This window comes from Sorangiineae bacterium MSr11954, assembly GCA_037157815.1.
In the GTDB taxonomy this organism is placed as follows: Bacteria; Myxococcota_A; Polyangia; order Polyangiales; family Polyangiaceae; genus Pendulispora; species Pendulispora albinea.
In genome coordinates this window covers 9,242,828-9,266,295 of record CP089984.1, presented here as the reverse complement: position 1 = coordinate 9,266,295, position 23,468 = coordinate 9,242,828, and the positions used below count along the sequence as shown (strand labels likewise).

At 66.8% G+C, this 23,468-nt stretch carries 21 protein-coding genes; 5 read left to right on the top strand and 16 right to left on the bottom strand.

All coding sequences use genetic code 11. The features are described from left to right. Position 1: 1 nt before the first annotated feature. The 13 genes from LZC94_36200 to LZC94_36140 all read right to left on the bottom strand — a co-directional run bounded on the left by LZC94_36200 (position 2) and on the right by LZC94_36140 (position 12,708). Positions 2-883: an FHA domain-containing protein gene (locus LZC94_36200; GenBank protein ID WXB13274.1), complete on the bottom strand. Its 882-nt coding sequence runs from the start codon at positions 881-883 to the stop codon at positions 2-4. Positions 884-917: 34 nt separating this feature from the next. Beyond that, entirely contained in the window at positions 918-1,838 is a 921-nt protein-coding gene (locus LZC94_36195; GenBank protein ID WXB13273.1) for a type II secretion system F family protein, read from the bottom strand. A 33-nt stretch (positions 1,839-1,871) separates the two neighbouring features. Continuing rightward, complete coding sequence (locus LZC94_36190; GenBank protein ID WXB13272.1) at positions 1,872-2,759, bottom strand: type II secretion system F family protein; 888 nt, start codon at positions 2,757-2,759, stop codon at positions 1,872-1,874. Further along, entirely contained in the window at positions 2,756-4,633 is a 1,878-nt protein-coding gene (gene tadA / locus LZC94_36185) for a Flp pilus assembly complex ATPase component TadA (GenBank protein WXB13271.1), read from the bottom strand. The genes LZC94_36190 and tadA overlap by 4 nt, the downstream gene beginning before the upstream one ends. Positions 4,634-4,654: 21 nt before the next feature. Next, the gene (locus LZC94_36180; GenBank protein WXB13270.1) at positions 4,655-5,992 is read right to left on the bottom strand and encodes a type II and III secretion system protein; all 1,338 of its coding nucleotides are present in this window, start codon (positions 5,990-5,992) and stop codon (positions 4,655-4,657) included. Continuing rightward, on the bottom strand, positions 5,989-6,804 hold the full coding sequence (gene cpaB, locus LZC94_36175) for a Flp pilus assembly protein CpaB (protein WXB13269.1): 816 nt from the start codon (positions 6,802-6,804) through the stop codon (positions 5,989-5,991). Before cpaB ends, LZC94_36180 begins: the two co-directional genes overlap by 4 nt. A 10-nt stretch (positions 6,805-6,814) precedes the next feature. Continuing rightward, complete coding sequence (locus LZC94_36170) at positions 6,815-7,000, bottom strand: hypothetical protein (protein WXB13268.1); 186 nt, start codon at positions 6,998-7,000, stop codon at positions 6,815-6,817. 5 nt (positions 7,001-7,005) lie between these two features. Further along, positions 7,006-7,545, bottom strand: a complete 540-nt coding sequence (locus LZC94_36165) for an A24 family peptidase (GenBank protein WXB13267.1) — start codon at positions 7,543-7,545, stop codon at positions 7,006-7,008. A 521-nt stretch (positions 7,546-8,066) separates the two neighbouring features. After that, positions 8,067-8,768 carry a hypothetical protein gene (locus LZC94_36160; protein WXB13266.1) on the bottom strand — a complete coding sequence of 234 codons (702 nt, stop codon included), beginning with the start codon at positions 8,766-8,768 and terminating at the stop codon, positions 8,067-8,069. An 81-nt stretch (positions 8,769-8,849) separates the two neighbouring features. Beyond that, entirely contained in the window at positions 8,850-9,542 is a 693-nt protein-coding gene (locus LZC94_36155) for a hypothetical protein (protein WXB13265.1), read from the bottom strand. Between the two features lie 129 nt (positions 9,543-9,671). After that, positions 9,672-11,057 (bottom strand): KamA family radical SAM protein, encoded by a 1,386-nt coding sequence (locus LZC94_36150; protein ID WXB13264.1) that lies wholly within the window; start codon positions 11,055-11,057, stop codon positions 9,672-9,674. Positions 11,058-11,148: 91 nt separating this feature from the next. Beyond that, the gene (locus LZC94_36145) at positions 11,149-12,264 is read right to left on the bottom strand and encodes a WYL domain-containing protein (GenBank protein ID WXB13263.1); all 1,116 of its coding nucleotides are present in this window, start codon (positions 12,262-12,264) and stop codon (positions 11,149-11,151) included. 42 nt (positions 12,265-12,306) lie between these two features. Further along, complete coding sequence (locus LZC94_36140; protein WXB13262.1) at positions 12,307-12,708, bottom strand: hypothetical protein; 402 nt, start codon at positions 12,706-12,708, stop codon at positions 12,307-12,309. A gap of 46 nt (positions 12,709-12,754) precedes the next feature. Between LZC94_36140 and LZC94_36135 the strand changes: the two genes are divergently transcribed. Next, a complete protein-coding gene (locus tag LZC94_36135) occupies positions 12,755-14,065 on the top strand; it encodes a thymidine phosphorylase (GenBank protein ID WXB13261.1) in 1,311 nt (436 codons plus the stop codon). Between the two features lie 32 nt (positions 14,066-14,097). Here LZC94_36135 and metG read toward each other — a convergent pair whose 3' ends face one another. The 3 genes from metG to LZC94_36120 all read right to left on the bottom strand — a co-directional run bounded on the left by metG (position 14,098) and on the right by LZC94_36120 (position 18,920). Further along, on the bottom strand, positions 14,098-16,101 hold the full coding sequence (gene metG, locus LZC94_36130) for a methionine--tRNA ligase (GenBank protein WXB13260.1): 2,004 nt from the start codon (positions 16,099-16,101) through the stop codon (positions 14,098-14,100). A gap of 54 nt (positions 16,102-16,155) precedes the next feature. Next, positions 16,156-16,980, bottom strand: a complete 825-nt coding sequence (locus LZC94_36125; protein ID WXB13259.1) for a hypothetical protein — start codon at positions 16,978-16,980, stop codon at positions 16,156-16,158. Positions 16,981-17,402: 422 nt separating this feature from the next. Continuing rightward, the gene (locus tag LZC94_36120; protein WXB13258.1) at positions 17,403-18,920 is read right to left on the bottom strand and encodes an acetyl-CoA carboxylase biotin carboxylase subunit; all 1,518 of its coding nucleotides are present in this window, start codon (positions 18,918-18,920) and stop codon (positions 17,403-17,405) included. A 107-nt stretch (positions 18,921-19,027) separates the two neighbouring features. Here LZC94_36120 and xseA point away from each other — a divergent pair, with 107 nt between their 5' ends. The 4 genes from xseA to LZC94_36100 are packed head-to-tail and all read left to right on the top strand — an operon-like array spanning position 19,028 to position 23,079. Beyond that, positions 19,028-20,461 carry an exodeoxyribonuclease VII large subunit gene (xseA, locus tag LZC94_36115; GenBank protein WXB13257.1) on the top strand — a complete coding sequence of 478 codons (1,434 nt, stop codon included), beginning with the start codon at positions 19,028-19,030 and terminating at the stop codon, positions 20,459-20,461. Then, the gene (gene aroE / locus LZC94_36110) at positions 20,458-21,333 is read left to right on the top strand and encodes a shikimate dehydrogenase (GenBank protein WXB13256.1); all 876 of its coding nucleotides are present in this window, start codon (positions 20,458-20,460) and stop codon (positions 21,331-21,333) included. Before xseA ends, aroE begins: the two co-directional genes overlap by 4 nt. A gap of 55 nt (positions 21,334-21,388) precedes the next feature. Next, the gene (locus LZC94_36105) at positions 21,389-22,375 is read left to right on the top strand and encodes an ATP-binding protein (GenBank protein WXB13255.1); all 987 of its coding nucleotides are present in this window, start codon (positions 21,389-21,391) and stop codon (positions 22,373-22,375) included. Then, complete coding sequence (locus LZC94_36100) at positions 22,372-23,079, top strand: response regulator transcription factor (protein ID WXB13254.1); 708 nt, start codon at positions 22,372-22,374, stop codon at positions 23,077-23,079. The genes LZC94_36105 and LZC94_36100 overlap by 4 nt, the downstream gene beginning before the upstream one ends. Positions 23,080-23,468: the final 389 nt, after the last annotated feature.

The following is a 23,468-nucleotide window of genomic DNA, read 5'->3' as shown; positions in this document are numbered from 1 at the left end:
CTTACGAGGCGGGACGCCCCAACTTCAATTTCAGGCTGCGATCCAAGTTGGAGAGCCAGGTGACGTAGTCGCCCTGCTTTCCCTCGGTGAACTGGAGAAGGATCTTCACTTCTCGTCGCGCGGTCTGCAGGTCGTCGACCTGCAGCGAGTGCTCGAGCCGCACACGGTGGGTGCGGTAGTCGTCGGTGATCTCCTTGCGGAGCGCGTTCGCGGCCGCCATGGCCTCGGCGGCCGCGGGTTCGTCGCGGGCCACGCGGTAACAGGCCGACGACGTCTCGAAGATGGGCACCGCGTTGATGCCGTCCTGCACGTGGAACGGCCGCCGCTCTCGGAGCGAGCTGCCGACGCCGAAGCGCTCGAGCGCGAACGCACCCGCGCGATCGGGGGCCGGTTGCGAGCACTGCGCGACGGGGGCGCCCCAGAGCTCGGGGGCTTTGTACTGCGTCATGTCGAGGTCGGACTTGGCGTCCATGAAGAACATCATGTAGCCGCCGCCCGCGAGGCCGATGAGCGCGAGCAGCGAGACGGGGCTGGCGCCGCCCTTCTTCTTCGGCTGCGCGCCGCCGACGGCTTGCTGGGCCGCGGCGCCCTCCGCGCGCGTGACGTTGATCTGGAACTGCCCCACGCCCAGCACCGCTTCGGCGGCCAGCGGACCTTGCGTGAAGGGGATGCCGTTGACGGTGGGGGGAGGGTTGAAGGAGAGCGCCTGCACGAAGACGCCGGCCGGCCCCATTTGCACGAGCGCGTGCTCCACCGCGGCTTGATCGAGCGGCAGCCGGATTTCGCAGTGTGCACCGCTTCCGATGAGCACACGCTCGGACTCGATGAACAGCTGATCGATCTGTCCACTGGGCTGCCGGATCTGGAAACGTAAGACGCTCACGATTGCACCACTCGCATTCTTTGGTTGCCTTGCCTTATAGCGCTCCGCCGCTGCCCGTCATCTGCATCATGGCGGGGCCCAGGATCAGCCCGAGGATGCAGAGAAACACCATCATCAGAGGACCGACGATCTTCACGCCCGCTTTGGCGGCGAGCTCCTCGGCGCGCACCGAGCGCTTGTTTCGGGTAGAGGTGGCTTGGATCTGCAGCACCTCCGCGACCGGGTTGCCGCGCTCCTCGGCTTGAACGAGCGCGGCCACGAACTCCTTCACCGTCTCGTTGGGCGCGCGCCGCGCGAACTCGTTCAGGGCGTCCTTGCGCGTGCGACCGAGCTGCAGGGTCTGCAGGATGAGCATGAACTCTTCGACCAGCGGATCGTCGGGATTGCTCGACTTCTCGATGACCTGCCGCACGGCGCCCGGAAAGTCGAGGCCCGCGCCCATGGCCAGGGCCATGAGGTCGATCACGTACGGGAGGCCGCGGCCGATCTGCTTGAGCCGGTTGTTGGCGGCGCCGCTCACCTCCATGTACGGGAGGACTCCTCCGATGAGGCACAGCGGGATGACCGCCACGCCGCCCAGGCCGCTGATCCAGCCCAGGAGCAGGCCGGCCGCGAAACCACCGATGGACGACAGGACGCTCATCGCCACGAACTCGTCGGCCGTGAGGCCCATGTAGTCGCCGGCGAGCGAAATTTGCGTGTCGATCTTGGTGCGCATGTCGTCGCTCACCACGCCGCTCACGCGAACGCCGAGCCAGCGAACGAGGGGCTCGGCGCTCTGCCAACCTTCGCTCTTCTCGAGCGCGCGCTGGCGTTTCAGACCGCGCAGACCGAGGCGGCTGGCGACGCGCGTGGGGGCCGCCGCGATGATGTAGGTCATCGCGAAGAGCCCGAGCCCGAACACGATCAGGGTCGCGTGCCGCAGGATGATGGTTTGAAGGGAGAGCAGGTACATCGGCTTGCGCTATCCGGGGAAGACAGATGAAGATCAGATGTCGACGTTGAGAATCTTGCGGGCGGCGAGGATGCCGCCGATCCACAGACCACCGCACACGACGATGAGGAAGTAGCCGAAGATGCTCTTCGTCAAAGGATCGAAATACCCTTGCCAGAACATGTTGAGCGCGTAGATGAGCGCCGCCGGCAAGAGCGCCATGACCCAGAGCTGCGCCTTGCCTTCCGCCGTCTTGGTCCGCACCACGCCCTCGAGGCGGGCCATCTCGCGAAGGGTGGCGGCTGTTTGCTCGAGCACCTTGGGCAAGTTACCGCCGATCTGACGGCCGATGAGCACCGCGGAGAGCGCCGAGTCGACCTGCCTCGAGCCGATGCGCGCCGCCATGTGGAGGAGCGCTTGGTCGAGCGTGCTGCCGACCTTCATCTCTTTGACGGCCAGCTCGAACTCCTGGCGGGTCGGATCTTGGATGACCATGACCACGGACTGGAACGCGGCGCCGATGCTGGGGATCGACTTCAGCGCGTTGGCCAGCGAGAGGATGGTGGTGTCGAGCTGCGTCTCGATGGCGAGGACGCGATCGCGCCGCATCTTCTCGACCCAGATCGTGGGGCCGATGATGATGGCCACCGTGCCCACCACGAGCACGAAGTTGGAGAGCCGGACCAGCGCGTGCGCGAGGAGCATCAGGAACATCGCCGCGGCTTGTCCGCCGGCGATGGTGCTCCCCTTGGTCCATATGAACTGCGGGCGGAGCTTGCGCTCGAGCGACGAGGTGTAGCGCGCCCAGTAGCGCCAGACGAAGCTCGAAGGATCCGAGGTGGTCGCCCACACGCTGACGAAGATCCCGAAGGCGGTGAGCACGAAGCTCCCGCCCTTGAGCAGCTCGTCGGTGAGCGCGATGTTGACCTTGGGTAAACTCATAGATACGCCTCGCCGCGCTTCACCAGGCCCATGACGATGAAATCGTTCAAATAGGACGGCAGGTACCCTGTAGCGCGGAACTCTCCGATGACTTTGCCGCCGGGGCCCGTGCCCGTGCGGACGAACTCGAAAATGGGCCGCATCTCGATGGTGCCCTCGTCGCCCACGCCCACCACCTCGGTGATGGCGCTGACGCGGCGCGAGCCGTCGGAGAAGCGCGACTGCTGGACGATGACGTGAACAGCGCCCGCGATCTGATCGCGGATGGCGCGGATGGGGAGATCGATACCGGCCATGAGCACCAGGGTCTCCAAGCGCGAGATGGCCTCGGGGGGCGAGTTCGCGTGGGTGGTGGTCAGCGAGCCGTCGTGGCCCGTGTTCATGGCCTGGAGCATGTCGAGCGCTTCGCCACCACGACACTCTCCGACCACGATTCGGTCGGGGCGCATACGCAGCGAGTTCTTCACCAGATCGCGGATGGTGTACTCGCCCTTGCCCTCCAAGTTGGCCGGGCGCGTTTCGAGCGACACCACGTGCGGCTGCGCGAGCTGGAGCTCGGCGGCGTCCTCGATGGTGACGATGCGCTCCTCCGAGGGGATGGCGCCCGAGAGCACGTTGAGCAGGGTGGTCTTGCCGCTGCCCGTGCCGCCGGAGATGACGATGTTGCGCTTGGCGATCACGCTTCGCGTGAGGAACTGGCCCATCTGCGGGGTGAGCGCGCCGAAGCTGATGAGCTTCTCCAACGTGAGCGGCGTCTTGGAGAACTTACGGATGGTGATGCACGAGCCGCGGAGCGCCAGCGGCTTGATGACGGCGTTCACACGGGAGCCGTCCTTCAAGCGGGCGTCGACCAGCGGCGACGATTCGTCGATGCGGCGTCCGAGCGGGGTGACGATGCGCTCGATGACGGCGCGAACGCGCTCGTCGTCCGTGAAGCGCGTCTCCGACAAGGTGAGCTTGCCGCCTTTTTCGATGTAGATCGTGTTCGGATCCACGACCATGATTTCGGAGATCTTCGGGTCCGCCAAGAAGCGCTCGAGCGGCCCGAGGCCCAGCGCTTCGTCGGCCAGCTCGCCGATGAGCGCATCGCGGTCGGTCTCCGGGGGGATGCGCGTATCGAGGTTGCCCACGATGCGCCGGAGCGCGCCGAGCACCTTGGGGCGCATCGACGGATCGTCGACCTTCGACGGATCCATGGTCGCCAGGTCGAGGTGCTCCAAGAGCAGCTTGTGGATCTCGCGCCGCAAGGCCACGTCGCGCTCGCGCTTCTGCAGCGCCTCCGGCGTGGTGATGGGCGCCTGCGAGAGCACCCGCGGCTGCTGCACCCCCGGCGCGGCCTGCCCTTTGGCCTCCGCGTGACCGGGGGCGCCCGGATGTCCGGGTGCACCCGGAGGATGCGGCATCGGCGCAGGACCGCGGCCCGGCGGCGGCGGAATGGCGGCCAAGCTCGGCCCGGGGCGCGCCTGCAGATGTGCCGGCGCTTGCCCGTGCCCCGCGTGCGGCGGCGGCATGGGCGCGGGGCCTCGCTGCTGCGAACCGCTCGCCCCCACGGTGTGCCCCGGGGCCATGAAGTACACGGTGAAGTTCCCCAGGACGATCGGCGTTCCGAAGGGAACGTCGACCGCCTGGCGGCGCAGGAGCATTTCGCCTGCGATGGTCCCGTTGGTCGACACGTCCTCGACCCGCATCGAGGACGGGCCGATCTCGACGACCGCGTGCTGGCGCGAGACCAAATCGCTGTCGAGACGTAGCACGCAGTTCACGTGGCGCCCGATGGTGATCGGGGCACCGATCGGGCACATCTCCGTGCGCTCACTTCCGTCGTCCGTGTGAATGACGACCTGAACTTGATTGGAGCTGGTTCGTGCCGCCACGTGCTACCTCTCGCTGGGCCTCTACTTCGCCGAAGGTGGTGTCTTGTTGTAGGAGTCGGCCCGATCGACCTCACCCGAGAAATCCTCGTAGGCGGTGAGAGCGTTCTTGATCACCTCGACGGCGGACTTGGGGACCGTCTCGATGATGCTCGGGATGATGAAAATAGCACCTTCCTGGTCCCGCTGTTCGTCTTGGTGGCTTCCGAACAGAATGCCGAGGACGGGAATCGAGCTGAGCCCGGGCAGGCCGGCCACGCTGTGGCGCTGATTGCGGGTGCGGATGCCGGAGAGCACCAGGGCTTGACCCAGCTTCAGGTTGACCGAGGTGGCCAATTTGGTCGTCTGGCGACCCGGCAAGGTGGTGCCTTGTCCAGGTGGCGTGAGGTCCGAGATGTCGGAGTCGAGACGGACCTCCACCTCTTTGCTCTGCGCATCGTAGCGGGGCAGCACGCTCACGTTCGTGCCGAACGTAATTTTCTGCAGCTGCGAGGTGAGACCCGCCGAGCCGATCACGTTGACCTCACCGCCGGACTGGAACGTGGCCTCCGTGCCGTTGGCGGAGATCACGGTGGACTGCTTGAGGATCTTGACCCACCCGTGCTGCGAGCCGATGTCGAGGCGCGGGAGCGGCTGGTTGACGATGGAGGCCTGCGCCGCCGTGGTCGAGCCCGAGATCAAGTCGTAGTCGATGCGCGACTGGAACACCGGCGTGGTGCCGTCGGGACCGAAGCCGCCGACCGACGTGGGCCACCCGAGGCCGACCGCGTAGCTCGAGGTCTTCTCGTACTGCACGAAGAAGAAGTCGAGGCGCACGAGCAGCTTGCGATCCGTGCCGCCCTGCCCGACGACCACCAGGTTGTCGACCTGGCCGGGGTAGGCCGACGCGATCTGCGCGATGCGGCGAAGCTCGCCCTCGGTGGTCACGCCGCCCTCGATGAAGAAGCGGCTGCCGACCCGGCGCAGCTTGACGCCGGGCGTGCCCTCGAGCGCCTGCTGCAGCTCCTTCTCGACCGTGGCCAGCGAACGCGCCGTGACGGTGATGGGGATGGTGATCTGCGATTGATCGTTCTTGATGAGGAGCAGGGTCGTCGAGCCGGCTTTTTTACCGGCGATGACGAATTGCGATTTATCGCCCGTCAGGCTGACGGCGATGATGCCCTCGACGCCCACGGAGTAGTTGGCGACGTCTTTGGTGGGGAGCGTCTTCGTTTCACCCACCGCGAGGATGATCTCGTCGTTGGCGTGATCGTCGCTCGAAGCGGCCGGCTTGCCTCTCTGGGCAAAGCTCGGAACGCTGATCGTCGTGGTTAAGGCAGCAGCAAGAACTACGGCTACCGCGGCGTGATGCGCGAGCCTCATCTGTTCGTCTCCGTGGTGATGTTCGTGGGTCCAATGGGAGTAACGCGCCCACCTTTGGCCATGTTTGCTCGTTCTCGAGCTTCGAGAAGTTGACGGGTGGAATACTCGGTGACCTGAGAGGTCACGCGCTGGTCGTTCGGCGGACGAAGCACGACGGCCAAGCGGCCTTTCTCCGCGGCCAGCGCAAGAACCTGCGCCTCCGGCAAGGTCACGCTCAAGGTCAGGAGGGTGTTGTCCGCGTAGCGCGCGCCGCCCAAGGTGGGGTCGACCGACTCCTGCGGCGAGACGCTCAAGCCGGAGGCGAGGACGAGGACGCGCTGCATGAGCACGACCGACGTCATGTGCTCCTGCTCGCCGGTCTTGGCCGTCTCCGGAACGACGCTGATGACGTCGACGTAGTCACCCGGGCGAATCAGCGCGGCGTTGGAGTCGTCGCGCGAGGTGTGGATGGAGACCGCGCGGCTGCCGGGCTGAATGAGCCCGCTCAAATCCCGCTGCTCCTCGTTGGAGGCGAGGTCGGTCCACATGAGCGTTTGCTGCGCTTGCACCAGGTTGCCCACGCGCAAGCCCACGATTTTGGGCCGCTCGAACTCCTTGATGGCGCGATCTTCCACATAGGCCAGCGGCACCTCGCGCGTCGCGATCATGTCGTCGACGATGACGGAGCCGCGCTCGATGGGCTTGACCGCGATGAGGAGCTTGACCTTCTCACCGCCCGAAGCCTCCGTCTCGAAGCGGCGCTGATACAGCGCGAGCAGAAAAACGCCGATGACGGTGACGACCAGAGCGATGACAAAAGCGCGGCGGTTCATCGAGGGGAGCTCAGCTTAGCTGGGTTTGACGGTTGCGGGAAGCAACGGTGATGAAGGGCAATGGAAGGACAAATCCAAGATTGCGCGCGAAGCGTCCAGCATCGGCGATCCATGCTAAAGCAAACTCATCCCGCGCCCGAGAAAAATCGCACGCGCTGGAATGATTCGGCGCAACTTCTACCGAGTAAGCAATCAAGAGGGCTACTCACCCCAGTGGAGCGCCGCAGTCAGGATGGCGCCAATCAAGATGCCGGGTCCCATTCGGATCCAACTCATCATTTCTTGTTGGATCACGACCTTTTTCTCCTTCGGCATGAAGGGATTGATCATGAGCCCGACGGCGTTCTTCATGGTTCGAAGGAGCTTGCCCTCGTAGGCCAGTCGCGCCGGCGCGATGAGCGCGAGCGACAGAAAACCGTACATTTCCGCTTCGAATCCGATGGGATACTGACAGAGCGCGCCGATGGCTGCGAAGACCTTCAAGTCGCCGCCACCGATGGCATTGCGCGTGTATAGAAACGCCGGAACGAGCACGCAGATCACGGCCCCGAGAACCGAAAAGCCGCCTTGAAGGAGGGCATCCTCCTTGGCGAGCCCCTGGATCAACCCACGCGCAATATGCACGAAGGGCGCAATCGCCAGAACGCTGAACGTCAACCAATTTGGGATTCGACCGGTCCGCCAATCCGTCCACGCCGCAGCGGCTGCGAGTACGACGGCCGCAATGAGGAAGGGAAACATGCTCTAAAAAGGGAATCTTCCGTTGGTTGACGTGGTTTGGCTCGTTGGAAACCGGCCGCCGGGGGCGGCGCACCTCGAACGAGAGGCCCTGCTCGAAGCGCGAATCGTCCTTTGTTTTGGAAATCGATATCCAAAACGACCCGCACTCTATCGTGACCGTGAACCTTTTGCGACGGGTAACTGCCGCATCCGCCTTATCCGCCTCCGCGCCCGTCCGTCACGGTGCCACATGTACTTCACGCGTCGTGCCATGAGGCGCCGAGCGATCGGCTTGGAGGCTGCCCACCTCGGCTGAGCTCAAAGTGCCGAGTTTTTTCGGAGACCATCGGTTGGGTCCGATATTCTGCCGTTGGCGGAATTCTTCTTTTCGCACTGGATCGCGACCGAACCATGACCCGGTAATGGTGGATCCACCCCGTCGGATGAGGGCGCGGACGGAGACGCCTTCTGCCCGTACACGTTCCCGTTCCCGCTCTCTTTCTCCGAGGAATTCGGAACGGGGGAGACGGGGGCGTGCACCGTCAATCGCCATCCGGGGTGCGCACTTTGACCTCTTTCGGGCCTACGGGACCTTTGCGGACGATGATTTGTCCTTTTTCCAACGCGAACTTGGCATTGAGCGGAAGGACTTCGTCTTTGGGTTTGACGGTAAAGGCGAAAATCGGATTCTGCGGCCGCATACGCTCGTAACCCTTCATGGAAGTGTCGATGCCGAGCTCGAATTGATCGCCGGGCCGCATGCGCAAAAGGATGGTCGCGGAGCCGGAAGAATCGGTGGTCGCGATCTTCTGCTGCAGGTAGGTCACGGGAAGATTCGGCCCGCCATCGGCGCGCACGGCCACCACCACTTGGCGGACCTGCGGAGGGCACGCAACCGGGTATTCGGGCGGCTTGTTCTTGTCGACCACGTTGCGCAAAACCACGTTGATCGGCTTGGCCGGTGACTCGAAGTCCTGCGGACAGCGCACGTAAAAGTCGAAGGCGGTGCCTTCTTGGCCCTGCAAGCTGGCCTTGGCGCGGCCTTGCGCGTCGGTGGTGGCCACGTCTTTTTGGTTCTGAACCAGGACCGCGCCCGCCAACGGTTGTCCGGGATCGCCCTCCACCTTGAAGTGGACGTCGAAGGTGGGAACCGGGGGCTCCTCACACTTGGCGCCCGTCGCAAAGACGGCGATCAACGCCACGCCGAGGGCTTGAAACCTCGGACCTGCACGCGTGCTGCTCATCCTGCAGAGCTTATCACAGCCGGACGCACGCGGGCAGCGGACGTGCGAGCGGACCGTTCAATATTCCGCTTCCTACGCCGTTCATTCGCCGTCGGGCGTGCGCACTTTGACTTCGATCGGGCCGACTTTGGGTTTGTGGTAAACGATCTTTCCCTGCTTCAGAATGAATTTGGCATTCAGATTGAAGACTTCGTCCTTTGGTTTGACCGTAAACGCAAAAATCGGGCTTTGCGGGCTCAGGCGCTCGTAACCCTTCATGGACGTGTCGATGCCGAGCTCGAACTGATCCCCGGGCCGCATGCGCAAAAGAATGGTCGCCGCGCCGGAGGCGTCGGTGGTGGCCACCTTTTGTTGCAGGTACGTGATCGGCAGGTTCGGTCCACCATCGGCGCGCACGGCCACCACCACTTGGCGAACCTGCGGAGGGCAGGCAACCGGGTACTCCGGCGGCTTGTTCCTGTCCACGACGCTGCGCAACACCACCGTCACCGGCTTGGTGGGTGACTCGTAGTCCTGCGGGCATCGCACGAAATATTCGAACGGGGTGCCCTCCACACCGCGGATGGTGAGCTTGGCGCGGCCTTCGGCGTCGGTGGTGGCCACGTCCTTCTGCTCGCGGCTCAGAACCGCGCCTGCGAGCGGAAGCCCCGGATCGCTCTCCACCTTGATGACCGCGTCGAACGTGGGCAGCGGCGGTTGCTCGCAGCCTGATGTTGCCAAAGCAACGAATAAGAGACCGACCGCCGTCCCACCCAAGGCCCCGCGATTCACCATTGCCCCGTACGATAGCAAGCGGCAGACCGCATCGGTAATGGGATCAGCGGAACGCTACCTTGGCGCGGTGGGCGGCCGGTTTGGCGCAAGAGCGGTTCGCGCCTCTCGCGCCCTCGTTCTTTTGCGCTGTTAGCGAACGTGCTCGCGTGCCTTGGCGATGGCTAGCCGGATCATGACCTCGTGCTCGGCGGGATCGGCCCAACGACGACGCATCGTGTCGCTGAGCTGATCGAGCGGATCGTAGTAGAGGAAGAGGCCTTGCTTCACGGCGGGGGCCGTGTAGACGCTGATGCCGCTCTCGCGGTCGTAGTACTCGTACGAGTGGGCGTCGCGTTTGCCGCCGCCGCCGGGGGCGTCGACCACGAAAATGGGGGTGTTGAACCCTGCGGTGGCGCCGCGCACGTGCTTCTCGATGTACAGCGCGGTGTCGAGCGTGGTGCGCAGATCCTCTACGCCTTTGACCAGATCGTGCACGTACACGTAGTAGGGGTGGACATTGACGTGTCCGAGACGTTTGACCAGGAGGGTCATCTGTTCGGGGGTGTCATTGACCCGGCGCTGGAGCACGCTCTGGTTGCGAACGGTGACACCGCGCTCCATGAGCTTGTTCATCGCATCTTGCGTGATGCCGGTGATCTCGCGGGGGTGGTTGAAGTGCGTGTGAAGCACCACCTCCTTGTGCAGCTGCCGGCCTTTCTCCACCACGCGGGTGAGCGCGTCGGTCCAGGCGTCGTCGGTCAGGATCTTCATGGGCATGACCGCCGGGCCCTTGGTGGCGAACCGCATGCGCCGGACGTGGGGCATGGCGAGCAATGTCATGCCGATCTCTTCGAGCTGCTGCGCGCGGAGCTGGTACGCGTCGCCGCCCGAGATGACGATGTCCTCCAGCTCGGGGCGCGAGGCGATGTACTCGTAGGCGCGCTTCCATCGCTCGTCGTTGGCGCGCAGGTGCACCTTCTCGACGCCCTCGGTGTCGAGGCCGATCGCATAGCTGCGGGTGCAGAAGCGGCAGTAAACGGGACAGGTATCGAGCGGGAGGAAGAGCGCTTTGTCGACATAGCGGTGCGTGAGGCCGGGGACGGGCGCGTCCTGCTGCTCGTGCAAGGAGTCGAGGTCCAGCTTCGGATGATCCGGCAAGAGGCGCGAGGCCACCGGCACGAACTGGATGCGCAGGGGATCGCTGTACGGATCCTCCCAGTCGATGAGGGAGAGCAGGTACGGGCTCACGCGCACGCTCATGGGGGCGCGCTTGAAGCCCTCCTCGGCGTCGGCGATGAAGGCGGGCGACACCAGACCTTCCACGGCACGGAGCAGCTTGGCCGTGTTGGTGATGGTGTGCTTCGCCTGCCACGTGTGATCGAGGAACTGCTTCTCGTCGACCTCGCGGTACGCGGGGATCTTCTGCCAGAACGGCCCGCGTTCCAGCTCGCGGTACGTCAGGGTGGCCGGGTCGACCGGGGGCTTGACGGTGGCGGTGGGCGTGTTCGGCAACAGGTTCAGCAGCGCGTTGGACATGAGCTTAACGAGCCTTTTCCCACGGGCGTTCTCATCGCGCAACCCCGTAAAAAAGAGCTTAATTTGCGCAGTGCAACAAACGCGTCGATGCTCAGTAGCGTTCGAGTGTCGCGCGCAGGGATTCGCGCACATCTTCGATGAGCTCGCCCGGCTCCAGCACGCGTGCGCTGGGGCCGAATCCCAGGATCCAGCGACGCACTTCGTCGAGGTGGGCCACCGTCATGGAAAGACGGACACGGCCATCGGGCGCGGTGGCGAGGCGCTGCGTGGGGTGGACCTTGCGCGCGCGAATTTCGTCGGCGATTTTGGCGTCGAACTCGATGAGCACCCGCGTTTTGCGCGGGCTCGAGGCGATGCCAAATTCGCCCTCGAGGAACTCCTCGACGTGGAAGCTCTCGGGGAGGGTGAAGTGCTCCTCCAAGATGGTGAGATCGTGCATGCGATCGAAGACGAAGACGCCGAGGCCGTCGCCGTTGCCGTTGAGCGCGGGCCGCGGCAAGCTGCGGGCATCCGGTGCGTGGTTGACCGAGCGCTCCGGTCCACGGGCGACGCGACCGATCGAGTGGATGGCGCCGCGATGAAGAACGAGCGCAAACGGGTGCAAGGTGATGCGCTCGACGGCGGCGTCGCGCTTGGGCCGGTAGCGGAAGGTGGTGGCGCGAAGATCGGCCACCGCTTGAAACAGGCCGTCGAGCTCCTCGCCGCGCTGCGCATAGTTGTGGGGAGGGGGCGGCAAGTACAGAAGGCGATCCTCGAGGCGCTGATCGCTGCGGATCTCACCGCGAACGCCGGCGCGCGCGGCCGGGCGCTGGGCGAGCAGGAGCAACTGCCGGGTGACCAGCTGCAGCTCGTCGAAGAACGCGGAGCCGCGCATCATGTCGAAGATGCGCCGGGTGGCGAGGAGGCCGTAGGCTTGCGTTCGCCGCAAGAGCAGCGCACGACCGCGCTCACTCGGCTTGATGCGCCACAGATGCGCGCCACCCGGGGACGTGGGCACCGACTCCAGCTGCGTGACCCGTTCGAGCTCCGCCAGGTAGCGGCGCACGGAGCGCGTGGTCACGTGCAGCATGCCGGCGATCTGATCGAGGGCGAGGCCGCTGGGGTGCGACTCGAGGACCTCACGGAGCCGATCGAGGCGGCGAAACTGGGTGAATCGCCCCGTGGGACGGCCGCGGCGCGGGAGCTTCGGCTTCGGGATGACCGGCATGGTGGCGTCGGGGTGCGCTTTCTTCGTCGAAGAGAGTTCGTCTCAGGAATGCGAGGGCGGGATGGGGCGGATGCGCAGCTCGGTCTTGTACTTCATTCGGTATTGGCCGTGGCACGAGCGGCACGCGGCCTTGACCGGTTCGAGCTGGCCGGTGCGCGCCGCGTTGGCGCCATCGCGCGCGATTGACGCCCAGTTCGGGTAATCCCTGGGCGGGGCGAAGGCGGCGACTCGATCGAGCGCGCTCGCCAGGGCGGTGAGATCGGCGCGCTCCATGGCGGGGGCGGTGTTCGCCTTCATCCACGCTTGGAGCGGAAAGTCGGCGGCGGGTTTGGGCTCCGGCTTGGGATCGGGCCGGGGCTGCGCGGACGCCATGCAAACGGCGGATGCCGCGCAAACGAGGGTCAGGAGCGCGGGGAGAAGCCGAAAAAGAGTGACCGAGCGCATCGGGGCCTCGATTGTAGGCGATTTCGGCTAACGTTCGGGCCATCCCATGAAACGAAGCCTGGTCGAACTGATCTCCGCCAAGCGCGACGGAGTCGAGCTCTCCGCGGACGAGATCAAGCGCGTGATCGCGTCCCTCCTCGATGGCAGCTTGGCCGACTACCAGATGGCCGCCTTTCTCATGGCCGTCTTCTTCCGCGGCCTGGGCGACCTCGAGACCGTGGCGCTGACGCAGGCGATGCTCGAGTCGGGGCAGGTGCTCGACCTCTCCGAGGTGCCCGGCGTGAAGGTCGACAAGCACTCCACGGGGGGCGTCGGCGACAAGGTCTCGATCTGTCTGGCGCCGCTGGTGGCCGCGTGTGGCGTGCCGGTGCCCATGGTGAGCGGCCGGGGGCTCGGTCACTCCGGCGGGACGTTGGACAAGCTGGAGGCCATCCCCGGGTTTCGCACCGATCTGGAGGTGTCCGCCTTCGCGCGCATCGTCAAAGACGTCGGCACCTGCATGATCGGGCAGACGAAGGAGATCGCGCCCGCCGACAAGCGCATCTACGCCTTGCGCGACGTCACCGCCACGGTGGAGTCGATCCCGCTGATCGTGGCCTCGATCCTGTCGAAGAAGCTGGCCGAAGGGATCGACGCGCTGGTGCTCGACGTGAAGGTGGGTCGCGGCGCCTTCATGAAGACGGAGGCGCAGGCGCGCGCGCTCGCCGAGGCGCTGGTGCGTGTGGGGACGCGCGCCGGCAAGAAGGTGGTGGCGCTGCTGACCGATATGAACACGCCGCTCGGCAACGCCGTGGGCAACGCCAACGAGACGCGCGAGGCGTTCGAGATCCTGCACGGTCGCGGGCCCGAGGATCTGCGCGAGTGCACCTTGCTCCTCGGCGCGGAGATGTTGGTGCTCGGCGGAAAGGCGGCGAACGCGGACGAGGCGCGCAAATCGCTCGAGGCGGCCATTTCGAGCGGGCGCGCGGTGGCGGTGATGGAAAAGATGGTGGCCGCGCAGCACGGCGATCCGCGGGTGGTGGCCGATCCGTCGCGGCTCGAGGTGGCGGCGGTCGAGGTGCCGATCACCGCCGATCGCGCGGGGTTCGTGACGGCGATCGATGCGCTCGAGATCGGGCTGTCGGCGGTCGCGATGGGCGCGGGGCGCACGCGTACCGATCAAGCCATCGATCCGGCGGTGGGCATCTCCGTCGAGGCGAAGCCCGGCGCGAAGGTGTCCGCCGGCACCGAGCTGGCGAAGCTGTACGTCCGCTCCAAGGGCGACGCGGCGCTCACCGCCGAGCGGGTGCGCGCCGCGTTTTCCATCGGGGATGCGGCGCCGCCCGCGCAGCCGCTGCTTCACGGGCGGATCGCGTAGCGCCGCCGCCCGCGGCCGGCGGCGCCTCGGGGCTACTTGAGGCGCGAGCCCGGCGGTGGGTCGCCCTCGACGGTCGCGAGGTGCAGCGCTTCGCTGGGGCCCGTGGCGAGGAGCATCCCCTGCGAGACCAGGCCCTTGCCGAAGTCGCGCGGCTCCAAGTTGGAGACCACGATGACCTTGCGCCCGACCAGATCCTCCGGCTTGAAGCTCAGGGCCAGGCCCGCGATGATCGTCCGCGGCCCCGGCTCGCCGAGGTCGACCGAGAGGCGCAGGAGCTTGTCCTTGCGCGGGACCTTCTCGCACGTCTTCACGTACCCCACGCGCAGGTCCACCCCGAGGAACGTGTCGTAGTTGATCGGCGCCGACGCAGCCTCCGGCTCCGCGCTTTTGCCCGCTCCGCCCTCGGGGGAGGGTTGGGGTGCAGGCGCCGCGGCCGCCGCTTCCGCCTGGCGAACGTGCGGCGCCAGCTTTTCGAGCAACGCCTGCTCCGCATCTTTGTCGATGGTCGGAAAGAGCGGCGCGCCGAGGGCTAGCGCCTCGCCGGCCGGGCGCGGTGCGAGCGCCTTGGGCCAAATCGCGTCGCCCGCGTGCGGCGCGAGCGGTGCGAGCCCGAGCTGGGCGCGCAGCCCATCGCTCTTTCGCGGCATCGCGGGCCAAATCATGACGCTGAGTTGGCGAAGCACCTCGAGCAAGGTGCCCAGGATGGTGTGCGTGCGCGCGGTGTCGCCGGCCTTGGCCGAAGCCCAGGGGGCGGCGCGGTCGACATACGTGTTGGCCGCGGACGAGAGCGCCCACGTGGCCTCGAGCGCGCGATGCGGCGCGAGCTCGTCCCAGGCGGAGCGCGCGTTGGCGAAGCATTGCTCGGCGGTGGCGGCGAGCTCGCGCTCCAGCGGTCCGAGCTCTCCAATCGGCGGCGTCTTGCCATCGGAGAACTTCACGCAGAGCCCCAGGGTGCGGCTCAAGAGGTTGCCCAGGTTCTTCCCCAGGTCCGCGTTGTAACGCTCGACCAGCGCCGTGTGCGAGAAGTCGCCGTCTTGCCCGAAGGCGATGGCGCGCAAAAGGTAATAGCGCAACGTGTCCGCGCCCAGCTCGCGCGCCAGGCGGAGCGGGTCGACGGCGTTGCGGAGCGATTTGCTCATCTTTTGCCCGTCCACGGTGAGGAAGCCGTGGGCGAAGACTTGGCTCGGCAGCTCCTTCTCGCTGAAGCCCGCGGCCAGCAGAAACGCGGGCCAATAAATGGCGTGGAAGCGCAGGATGTCTTTGCCCACCACGTGCACCGCGCGCCCGTTCGGCGGCCAGTGACGGCGGAGCGGATCGCCTTCGCGGCCGAGGGCCGTGAGGTAGTTGGTGAGCGCGTCGAACCACACGTACATCACGTGCTCGGGCCGGCCGGGGACGGGGATGCCCCAGGTGAAGCTGGTGCGCGAGACGCTCAGATCGCGCAGGCCGCTGGAGACGAAGCTAATGACCTCGTTGCGGCGGGTCGCGGGCTCCACGAAGCTCGGGTTGCGCTCGTAGAACTCGAGCAGCGGCTTCTCCCAGCGCGAGAGGCGGAAGAAGAACGTCTTCTCTTTGAGGCGCTCTACCGGCTTATTGTGAATCGGACAGAGGTTGCCCGGCAGGAGCTCCTTCTCCGTCTTGTACGACTCGCAGCCGACGCAGTACCAGTCCTCGTACTCCCCCTCGTAGAGATCCCCGCGCTCCTCGATGCGGCGCCAGAGATCCTGCACGAACTGCTTGTGGCGGGCTTCGGTGGTGCGGATGAAATCGTCCGTCTCGATGTCGAGGACCGGCCACGCCTGCCGGAAGCGCTCGGCCATTTCGTCGACGAAGGCCTGGGGCGTTTTGCCTTCCTCCTGCGATTGGCGCTCGAGTTTCAGGCCGTGTTCATCCGTGCCCGTGAGCATGCGGGATTCATCGCCCAACAGGAGATGAAAGCGGCGCAGGGCGTCCACCACGATGGTGGTGTAAGCGGTGCCGACGTGCGGGATGTCGTTGACGTAATAGATGGGGGTCGTGACGTAGAAGCGATTCACACCCCGGGAATAGCACGCAAAAGTGGGAAAGTCGGCAAGTAGGCTGGTGGGTGATCAATCCCGCGCGCTGGGGTTGAGCGCGCGCACCGGGGGAAAGCCGGCGCGGGAGGCGCGCGGCGCACGGTCGAGCGCTTGGCGGAGCGGCAGCATGAAGAGGCGCTCCACCCCGATGCGCAGCTCGTGGGGGGGCGCGGAGTCCGGGGTCGACTGCATCAGCTTGAGATCGCGGAGCACCGCCCGCTGCTCGGCGGCCTTCATATCGGCGGCCGCGCCAGGCGGGAGGGTGGTGGTGATCTCCGCCGGCATCGGCGCGACCAGCACCGCCTCGATGCCGGCCTGGCGGATCCACGTGGCCTGATAAAGGGTGGCGATGGGGCCCACCGCCTCGTGGAACATGAAGCCGCGCCACTCGAGCGGCAGCGAGAGATCGAAGGTGCGGCCATCGATCTTGAGCTCGGTACCGTCGAGCACGAGCACCTCGCCGCGCGAGCCGGTCAGGTAAATGCGTTGAAGTGCACTGGGTGCATAGCACTCGGCGACTTGGAGCATCTCGGTGGCATGGGTCGCGCTCAGGGCCGCTTCCACCCCTTGCGCGCCAAGGGCGTCGGCGTCGGGCACGGTGATGGCGCGGCCGAGCAGATGACGGGCGGCGGCGGCATCGGCCGGGTTGCCCACGCGAACCCGCTGGTAGCGCGTTTGCTCCGCCGTCGTAAACGCCAGGAGCGCTTCGCTCCTCATATGGTTGGCGAGCACCGTGATGCCAAACGGGGCGCGCAACTCAGCCAGCACCGCGGACGGGGCGCCGGGTTCGTGCCGAACCAGGGAGCTTCCCTCCAATGTGATGGCCCCCCGCGGCCGGCGTCGCTTTTGGGTTTGCATCGATTGACCGGTACGCGCGACGCCTCCAAAGGCGATCCCGATCAACGCAATGCGTTCAAACAGGGCGAACTTCAGCGTACAGCCTGCGACCCCCAGCGCCAGAAAAGCAAGCGCAACCACGAGCTGACGGCGCTGGGACGAGCTGTTCGACGGTTCACCGAGAGGCCATTGCCACCGCTGATCCGCTCGGCCATTCCTCATGAAGCCCTCACCGCAAAACACTGCAAACGGGCGTGCGAAGGGCGCACGTCCGCTCGTTTCACTAAGTAACTAGCACCCGAAGTCCACCTTGGCTTGGATGAAACTCAAAAGCTTTTGGGGGCACGCGGCGGGCGCCACCGGTGAACGGATCTTCCCAGGGGCGGGAATCGGCATCTATCCTGCTCAGGGCCTGCTTGGCGCCTGCTCGAGCGGGAAATGCTCTACATGCTCCGGCGCGCGCGGTGGTGCGCGACCCATGGGGCAAGGCGCGACCCCACTTCGCCCACATGCGCTTCGTTGGCACCCGTTTCGCGTTCCATACGGGCGGCGGCGATGGCCACGGCAACGGCCACTGCGCGGCTGCGCGAATCCGGCACCGCTGCATAGCCGAGCAGGCTCTCTTTGTTGCGCTCGAGAAATCCGGTGTCGTAGCGTCCCGCGGCGAAGTCGGGGTGCGCCAGGAGCTTCTCGTGGAAGCTCAAATTCGTGCGGATGCCCGTAATCACGTACTCCCCGAGGGCCCGCCGCATCCGGGCGATGGCGCGCTCGCGGGTCGGCGCCCACACGCTGAGCTTGGAGACCAGCGGATCGTAGAAGCTCGAGATCTCGCTCCCCGGGTACGCGCCCCCGTCGTCGCGCACCCCCGGGCCGGCCGGCACCACCAGCCGCTCGATTTTCCCGGGCGACGGCAAGAAGCCGGTCGACGGATCCTCGGCATAGACGCGGCATTCGATGGCCGCGCCGCGCGCGACGATGTCCTTTTGCGCAAAGGTGAGGGGCTCCCCCTGGGCCACGAGGACCATCTCGCGCACCAGATCGAGGCCCGTGATCAGCTCCGTGATGGGGTGCTCCACCTGGAGGCGGGTGTTCATCTCGAGGAAGTAGAAGCTGCCGTCCTGGGCGAGGAGAAACTCGAAGGTGCCCGCCGAGTGGTACCCGACCGCCTTGGCCCCTTGCACCGCGATGGCGCCCATTTGGGCAACCAGCTCGCGCGAGGCGGCGGGCGAGGGGGTCTCTTCGACGACCTTCTGATTGCGCCGCTGGATGGAGCAGTCGCGCTCGAACACGTGCACCATGTTCCCCTCGCGATCGCCGAGCACCTGGATCTCGACGTGCCGGGGGAAGAGGATCGCCTTTTCGATGTACACCGTGTCGTCGCCGAAGAACTTCTTGGCCTCGCTGCGGGCGCGCTCCCAGGCGGAGGCCATCTCCTCGGCGCTCTCCACCCGGCGCATCCCTTTTCCGCCGCCGCCGGCCGCTGCCTTGAGCATCACGGGGAAGCCAATTTTCTTGGCGGCCGCCGTGGCCTCCTCGGTGGTCTCACAGGTCGCGCCAGGGACGATGGGCACCCCCGCGTCCTGCATCCGTTTGCGCGCCGCCGTCTTCGAGCCCATCTGACGCATGGCGCTGGCCGCGGGCCCGATGAAGACGATGCCGGCCCGCTCGCAAGCCTCGGGGAGCAGCGGGTTCTCGCTGAGGAAGCCATAACCGGGGTGGATGGCATCGCACCCGGCCCGCTTGGCCGTGTCGATGATCTTGTCGACGCGCAGGTAGCTCTCGGCCGCCGCCGCGGGCCCGATCGGATACGCTTCGTCCGCCACGCGCACATGCAGCGCCGCCCGGTCGACGTCCGAATAGACGGCCACCGCCGCGATCCCCATCTCATGAAGCGTCCGCACGACGCGAACGGCAATCTCACCCCGATTGGCGACCAGGACCTTGCGAAAACCCTTCGACATGGTCGCGCACTATACCCGGCGCCCCCGGCCCGCGGAATCCGTCGTTCGATGCGACCGCCCGAATCCCACCTTGAAGGGCGGCGCGCCGTACTAGACTCGCCCTCAACGTGACGTTGCCGTTCGACTTCAGTCCGAGGCCCCCGCCGGCGCCTCCGCCCGCTCCGCCTCCTGCGCCTCCTGCACCCCCGGCGTCCGAGGAGCGAAAGCTGCTTTCGGTCGCCGAGCTCGGGCGGGTGCTTCAGGCGGCCATGGACGAGAAGATGGCCCTGGCCGTGTGGGTGCAGGGGGAGGTCTCGGGTGTGCGCGCCGCCCCCAGCGGCCATTTGTATTTTACACTCAAAGACGAGCGCGAGGAGGCGGCCATCGATGCGGTGATGTACCGCACCAATGTCACGGTGCGCGCGCGCCGGTTGCTGGCCGAGGGCGCGAGGGTGCGCCTGCGCGGGCGGGCCACGTTCTGGGCGCCGCGGGGGCGGCTGCAGTTCGTCGCCGATCGGGCGGAGCCGGATGGGAAAGGGGCTCTGCTCGAGGCGCTCGAGAAGCTCAAAGAGAAGCTCGCCGCCGAGGGGCTCTTTGCCCGCGAGCGCAAACGGCCGCTCCCGACCGAGCCGCGCATCATCGGCGTGGTGACGAGCGCGGGCGGCGCGGTCATCCACGACATTTGCAAGGTCGCGTTTCGCCGGGGCGGCGCCAATATTTTGCTCTCGCCCGCCACCGTGCAAGGCGCGAACGCCGAGGCATCCATCCGCTATGCGCTGCACCTCCTGCAGCGGGTGCGCGGGGTCGACGTCATCATCGTGGGGCGCGGCGGAGGCTCGAGCGACGATTTGCGCGCATTCAACGATGAGTCGGTGGTGCGCGCGGTGGCCGCGTGCCGGGTGCCGGTGATCAGCGCGGTGGGCCACGAGGTCGACGTGACGTTGACCGACTTCGTGGCCGATGCGCGCGCGGCCACCCCTTCGCAAGCGGCGGAGATGGTGGTGCCCGATGCGCGCGCGCGGCAGGAGCTGCTCGAGCACACGGCGCAAAGGTTGGTGCGCGCCATGCGTGCGCGGATGACCGAGGAGCACGTGCGCCTCGGGCGGCTGGAGCGAAAATTGGGCGATCCGCGGCTGGCCATCGCCACCCAGAAGCGCACCCTCGACGAGACCGTGCTCCGCATGCACCGCGCGATCGCGCGCACCGTCGAGATCGACCGGGCGGCGCTCGCGCGCATCGAGCCGCGCCTCTCGGCGCTGCACCCGGGCAAGGTCATCCTGCGGGAGCGCACGGAGCTCGAACGCTACGAACAAAGGCTCATGCACGCCGGCCGGCGCATGCTCGCCGAACGGGCTTTTGCCTTGTCGGGTCTCGCGGGTAGGCTCGACGCCATGAGCCCGCTCAAAGTGCTCGCACGCGGCTACGCCATCGCCAGCTCGGAAGACGGACACGCCCTTCGCTCGGCGGGCGAGGTCGAAGCGGGCGATCGCATCACCGTTCGCCTCGCGCGCGGCCGCATCGAGGCCCAAGTGACCGCCCGCCTCGAGGAGCCCGCGTCATGACCACGGCATCGCAAGACCGCGCGCGGCGCTTCGCCGTCATCGGCGATCCGGTGGCGCACACCAAGAGCCCGCGCATGCACGGCGCCGCCTTTCGCGCGCTGAACCTGCCGCACAGCTACGAGGCGCTGCGCGTGTTGCCGGGCGATCTCGAGCGGGTGGTGCAACAGCTCCGCGCGCGCACCTACGATGGCCTCAACGTGACCGTGCCGCACAAGGAGAACGTGCTGGCCTTCGTCGACGAGCTCGACCCGAGCGCCCGCGCGGTGGGGGCGGCCAACACCTTGGTGTGCAACCCAAACGGCTCGGTGGTCGCGCACAACACCGACGTGCCGGCGCTGGTGGCCGAGCTGCGCGAGCTCGCGCCCGAGCGCACGGTGGAGGCTTGGGGCGAGAAGCAGGCGCTCGTCCTTGGAAGCGGAGGGGCCGCGCGGGCGGCGGTGGTGGCGCTCGCGGTCATGGGCGTGCGGCTCATCACGGTGCGTGCCCGCTCGGTCGACCGCGCCACCAAGCTCTCGGAGCTGGTCATGCGGGCCGGCGCACCCGCGCTCTTGCGCGCGCAGCCTCTGGCGGCGACCGAGCACGATGGCGGGTTCGGCGTGGTCGTGCAGACCACCACCTGCGGGATGGAGGGCGGGCCGCCGGGCGAAGCGATCTCGGGCGCCGTCGATTGGGATCGACTCGCCTCCGAGGCCGTCGCGCTGGACGTCGTGTACTCGCCGCCGGAGACCCCGTTTTTGCGCGCTGCGTTCGGTCGCGGGTTGCGCGTGAAAAATGGCCTGGGGATGCTCACCGGCCAGGGGGCGCTGGCCTTCGAGCTCTGGCTCGGGGTGCGCGCGCCGCGCGACGTCATGAGGGCAGCGCTCGCGTCGTAGGGCGTCTTCGGGGACGGAGCGCGTCTTCGAACCCGTTTCACGGTAAAATGGATCCGTGTCCACCGGCAAGAACCTCCAGCGCCTCGGTTACCGGAGGATCGTCCAGCTCCTCATCTATCTGGTCATCATCCCCACGGTGCTCCTTCTGACCTTGGGGTTCGTGCTGATGTTCCTCGGGGAGGGGAGCACGAACCTCCTGCTCGGGATCCTGACGGTCACCTTCGTTTCGGTGGCGGTGACGGGGGTCATCCTGGTGCTCGTCTTCGTCCGTCGGGAGGCCAACCTCAGCGAGCTGCAGGCCGACTTCGTCTCCAAAGTGAGCCACGAGCTGCGCACCCCGCTCACGGCCATCCGTCTCTTTGCGGAGACCATCGAGCGCTCCCGCGACGACGAGAAGACCGTCGACCAGTGCCTCGATCACCTGCTCGGCGAGTGCGAGCGTCTCACGGGGCGCATCCAGCGCTTGCTCGACTGGGGCCGCATGGAGGCTGGCCGGCGCTTCTACGATCTTCGGGAGCAGAGCTTGTCGGAGGTGATGGAGCAAGCCGTGGCCGGCTTCACCGCGCTGCGCACGGACAAGGTGGACTTCGCGAGCGAGATCGAGCCCGACCTGCCGAAGATCCTCGCCGACCGCGACGCGCTGGTCGACGCCATCGTCAATTTGCTCTCCAACGCCCACAAATACGGCGGCACGCCCCCGGTGGTGCGCCTGCGCGCGTTCGCGCCGGCGGTGGGCGGGGTGGCCATTTCGGTGACCGACAACGGCCCGGGCATCGCGCGCCCCGAGCACCGCCGCATCTTTCAGAAGTTTTACCGAATCGACGACCGTCTGTCGCGCGAGCGCGAGGGGAGCGGGCTCGGTCTGGCCATCGTCAAGCACGTCGTGCGCGCCCACCGCGGGCGCATCGTTTTGGAGAGCGCACCGGGAAAGGGGAGCACGTTCACCTTGGTCCTCCCGACGCCGCGCGTTTCACGCCGCCAGCAGCTGCGGCAGCGTTCGTCGTCGGCTTCGCCTTCGGCCGAGGCTTCGGGATCGTCATGATGCGAGAGACGCAAGGCAAGGTGCAGCGCAAGGTGTTGGTGGTGGAGGACGATCACAGCATCGCGCTGGGGCTGCGGATCAACCTCGAGGGCGAGGGCTACACGGTCTTCCTCGCCGACGATGGCGAGCGCGGGCTGGAGCTGGCGACGAGCGAGGAGCCGGATCTGGTCATCCTGGACATCATGCTCCCAAAGATGAACGGGCTGGAGGTGCTGCAAGCCATCCGGCGCGAGGGGCGCACGATGCCGATCATCTTACTGAGCGCGCGCACGGCCGAGATGGACAAGGTGACGGGCCTCGAGCTTGGCGCCGAAGACTACGTGGCCAAGCCTTTTAGTTTGGCGGAGCTGCTCGCTCGGGTGCGGGCGGCGCTTCGCCGCGGTGCGATGGCGCCTCCCTCGACGATGCACGCATTCGGCGACATCGTGGTCGACGAGGGTGCGCGCAGTGTGCGCAAAGCCGGCCGCGCCGTCGACGTCACGGCGACCGAGTTCGATCTGTTGATATGCCTGCTTCGCGCCAAGGGGCGCGTGCTTACGCGTGAGACGATTTTCCAGGAAGTGTGGGGGCCGAACCACCATGGCACCCCGCGCACGATCGACAATTTCGTCCAGCAGCTGCGCGCCAAGCTGGAGACGGATCCGCAGAGCCCGCGGCATTTTCAGACGGTGCGGGGGGTGGGGTATCGGTTTTCGGCGAGCTGACGGGGGCATGGGCGCTGCTCGCCCGTGCGATGTGGCGTCTGTGCGGTGCGGCGGTGCGGTGTTGGGGGAGCGGCGTCTGTGCGATGCGGTGTCGGCGGTGCGGTGTTGGGGGAGCGGCGTCTGTGCGATGCGGTGTCGGCGGTGCGGTGTCGGCGATTTTCCGTGCGGTAACGCGGGGTAACCACGGATCTCCGTCGAGGTGGTACGTGGGGGCGCAGGTTTTTCGGCTGCTCGCGGTGTCCGATGCGGTGCGGGTGATCACGGATCTCCGTCGAGGTGGTACGTGGGGGGCGCAGGTTTTTCGGCTGCTCGCGGTGTCCGATGCGGTGCGGGTGATCACGGATCTCCGTCGAGGTGGTACGTGGGGGGCGCAGGTTTTTCGGCTGCTC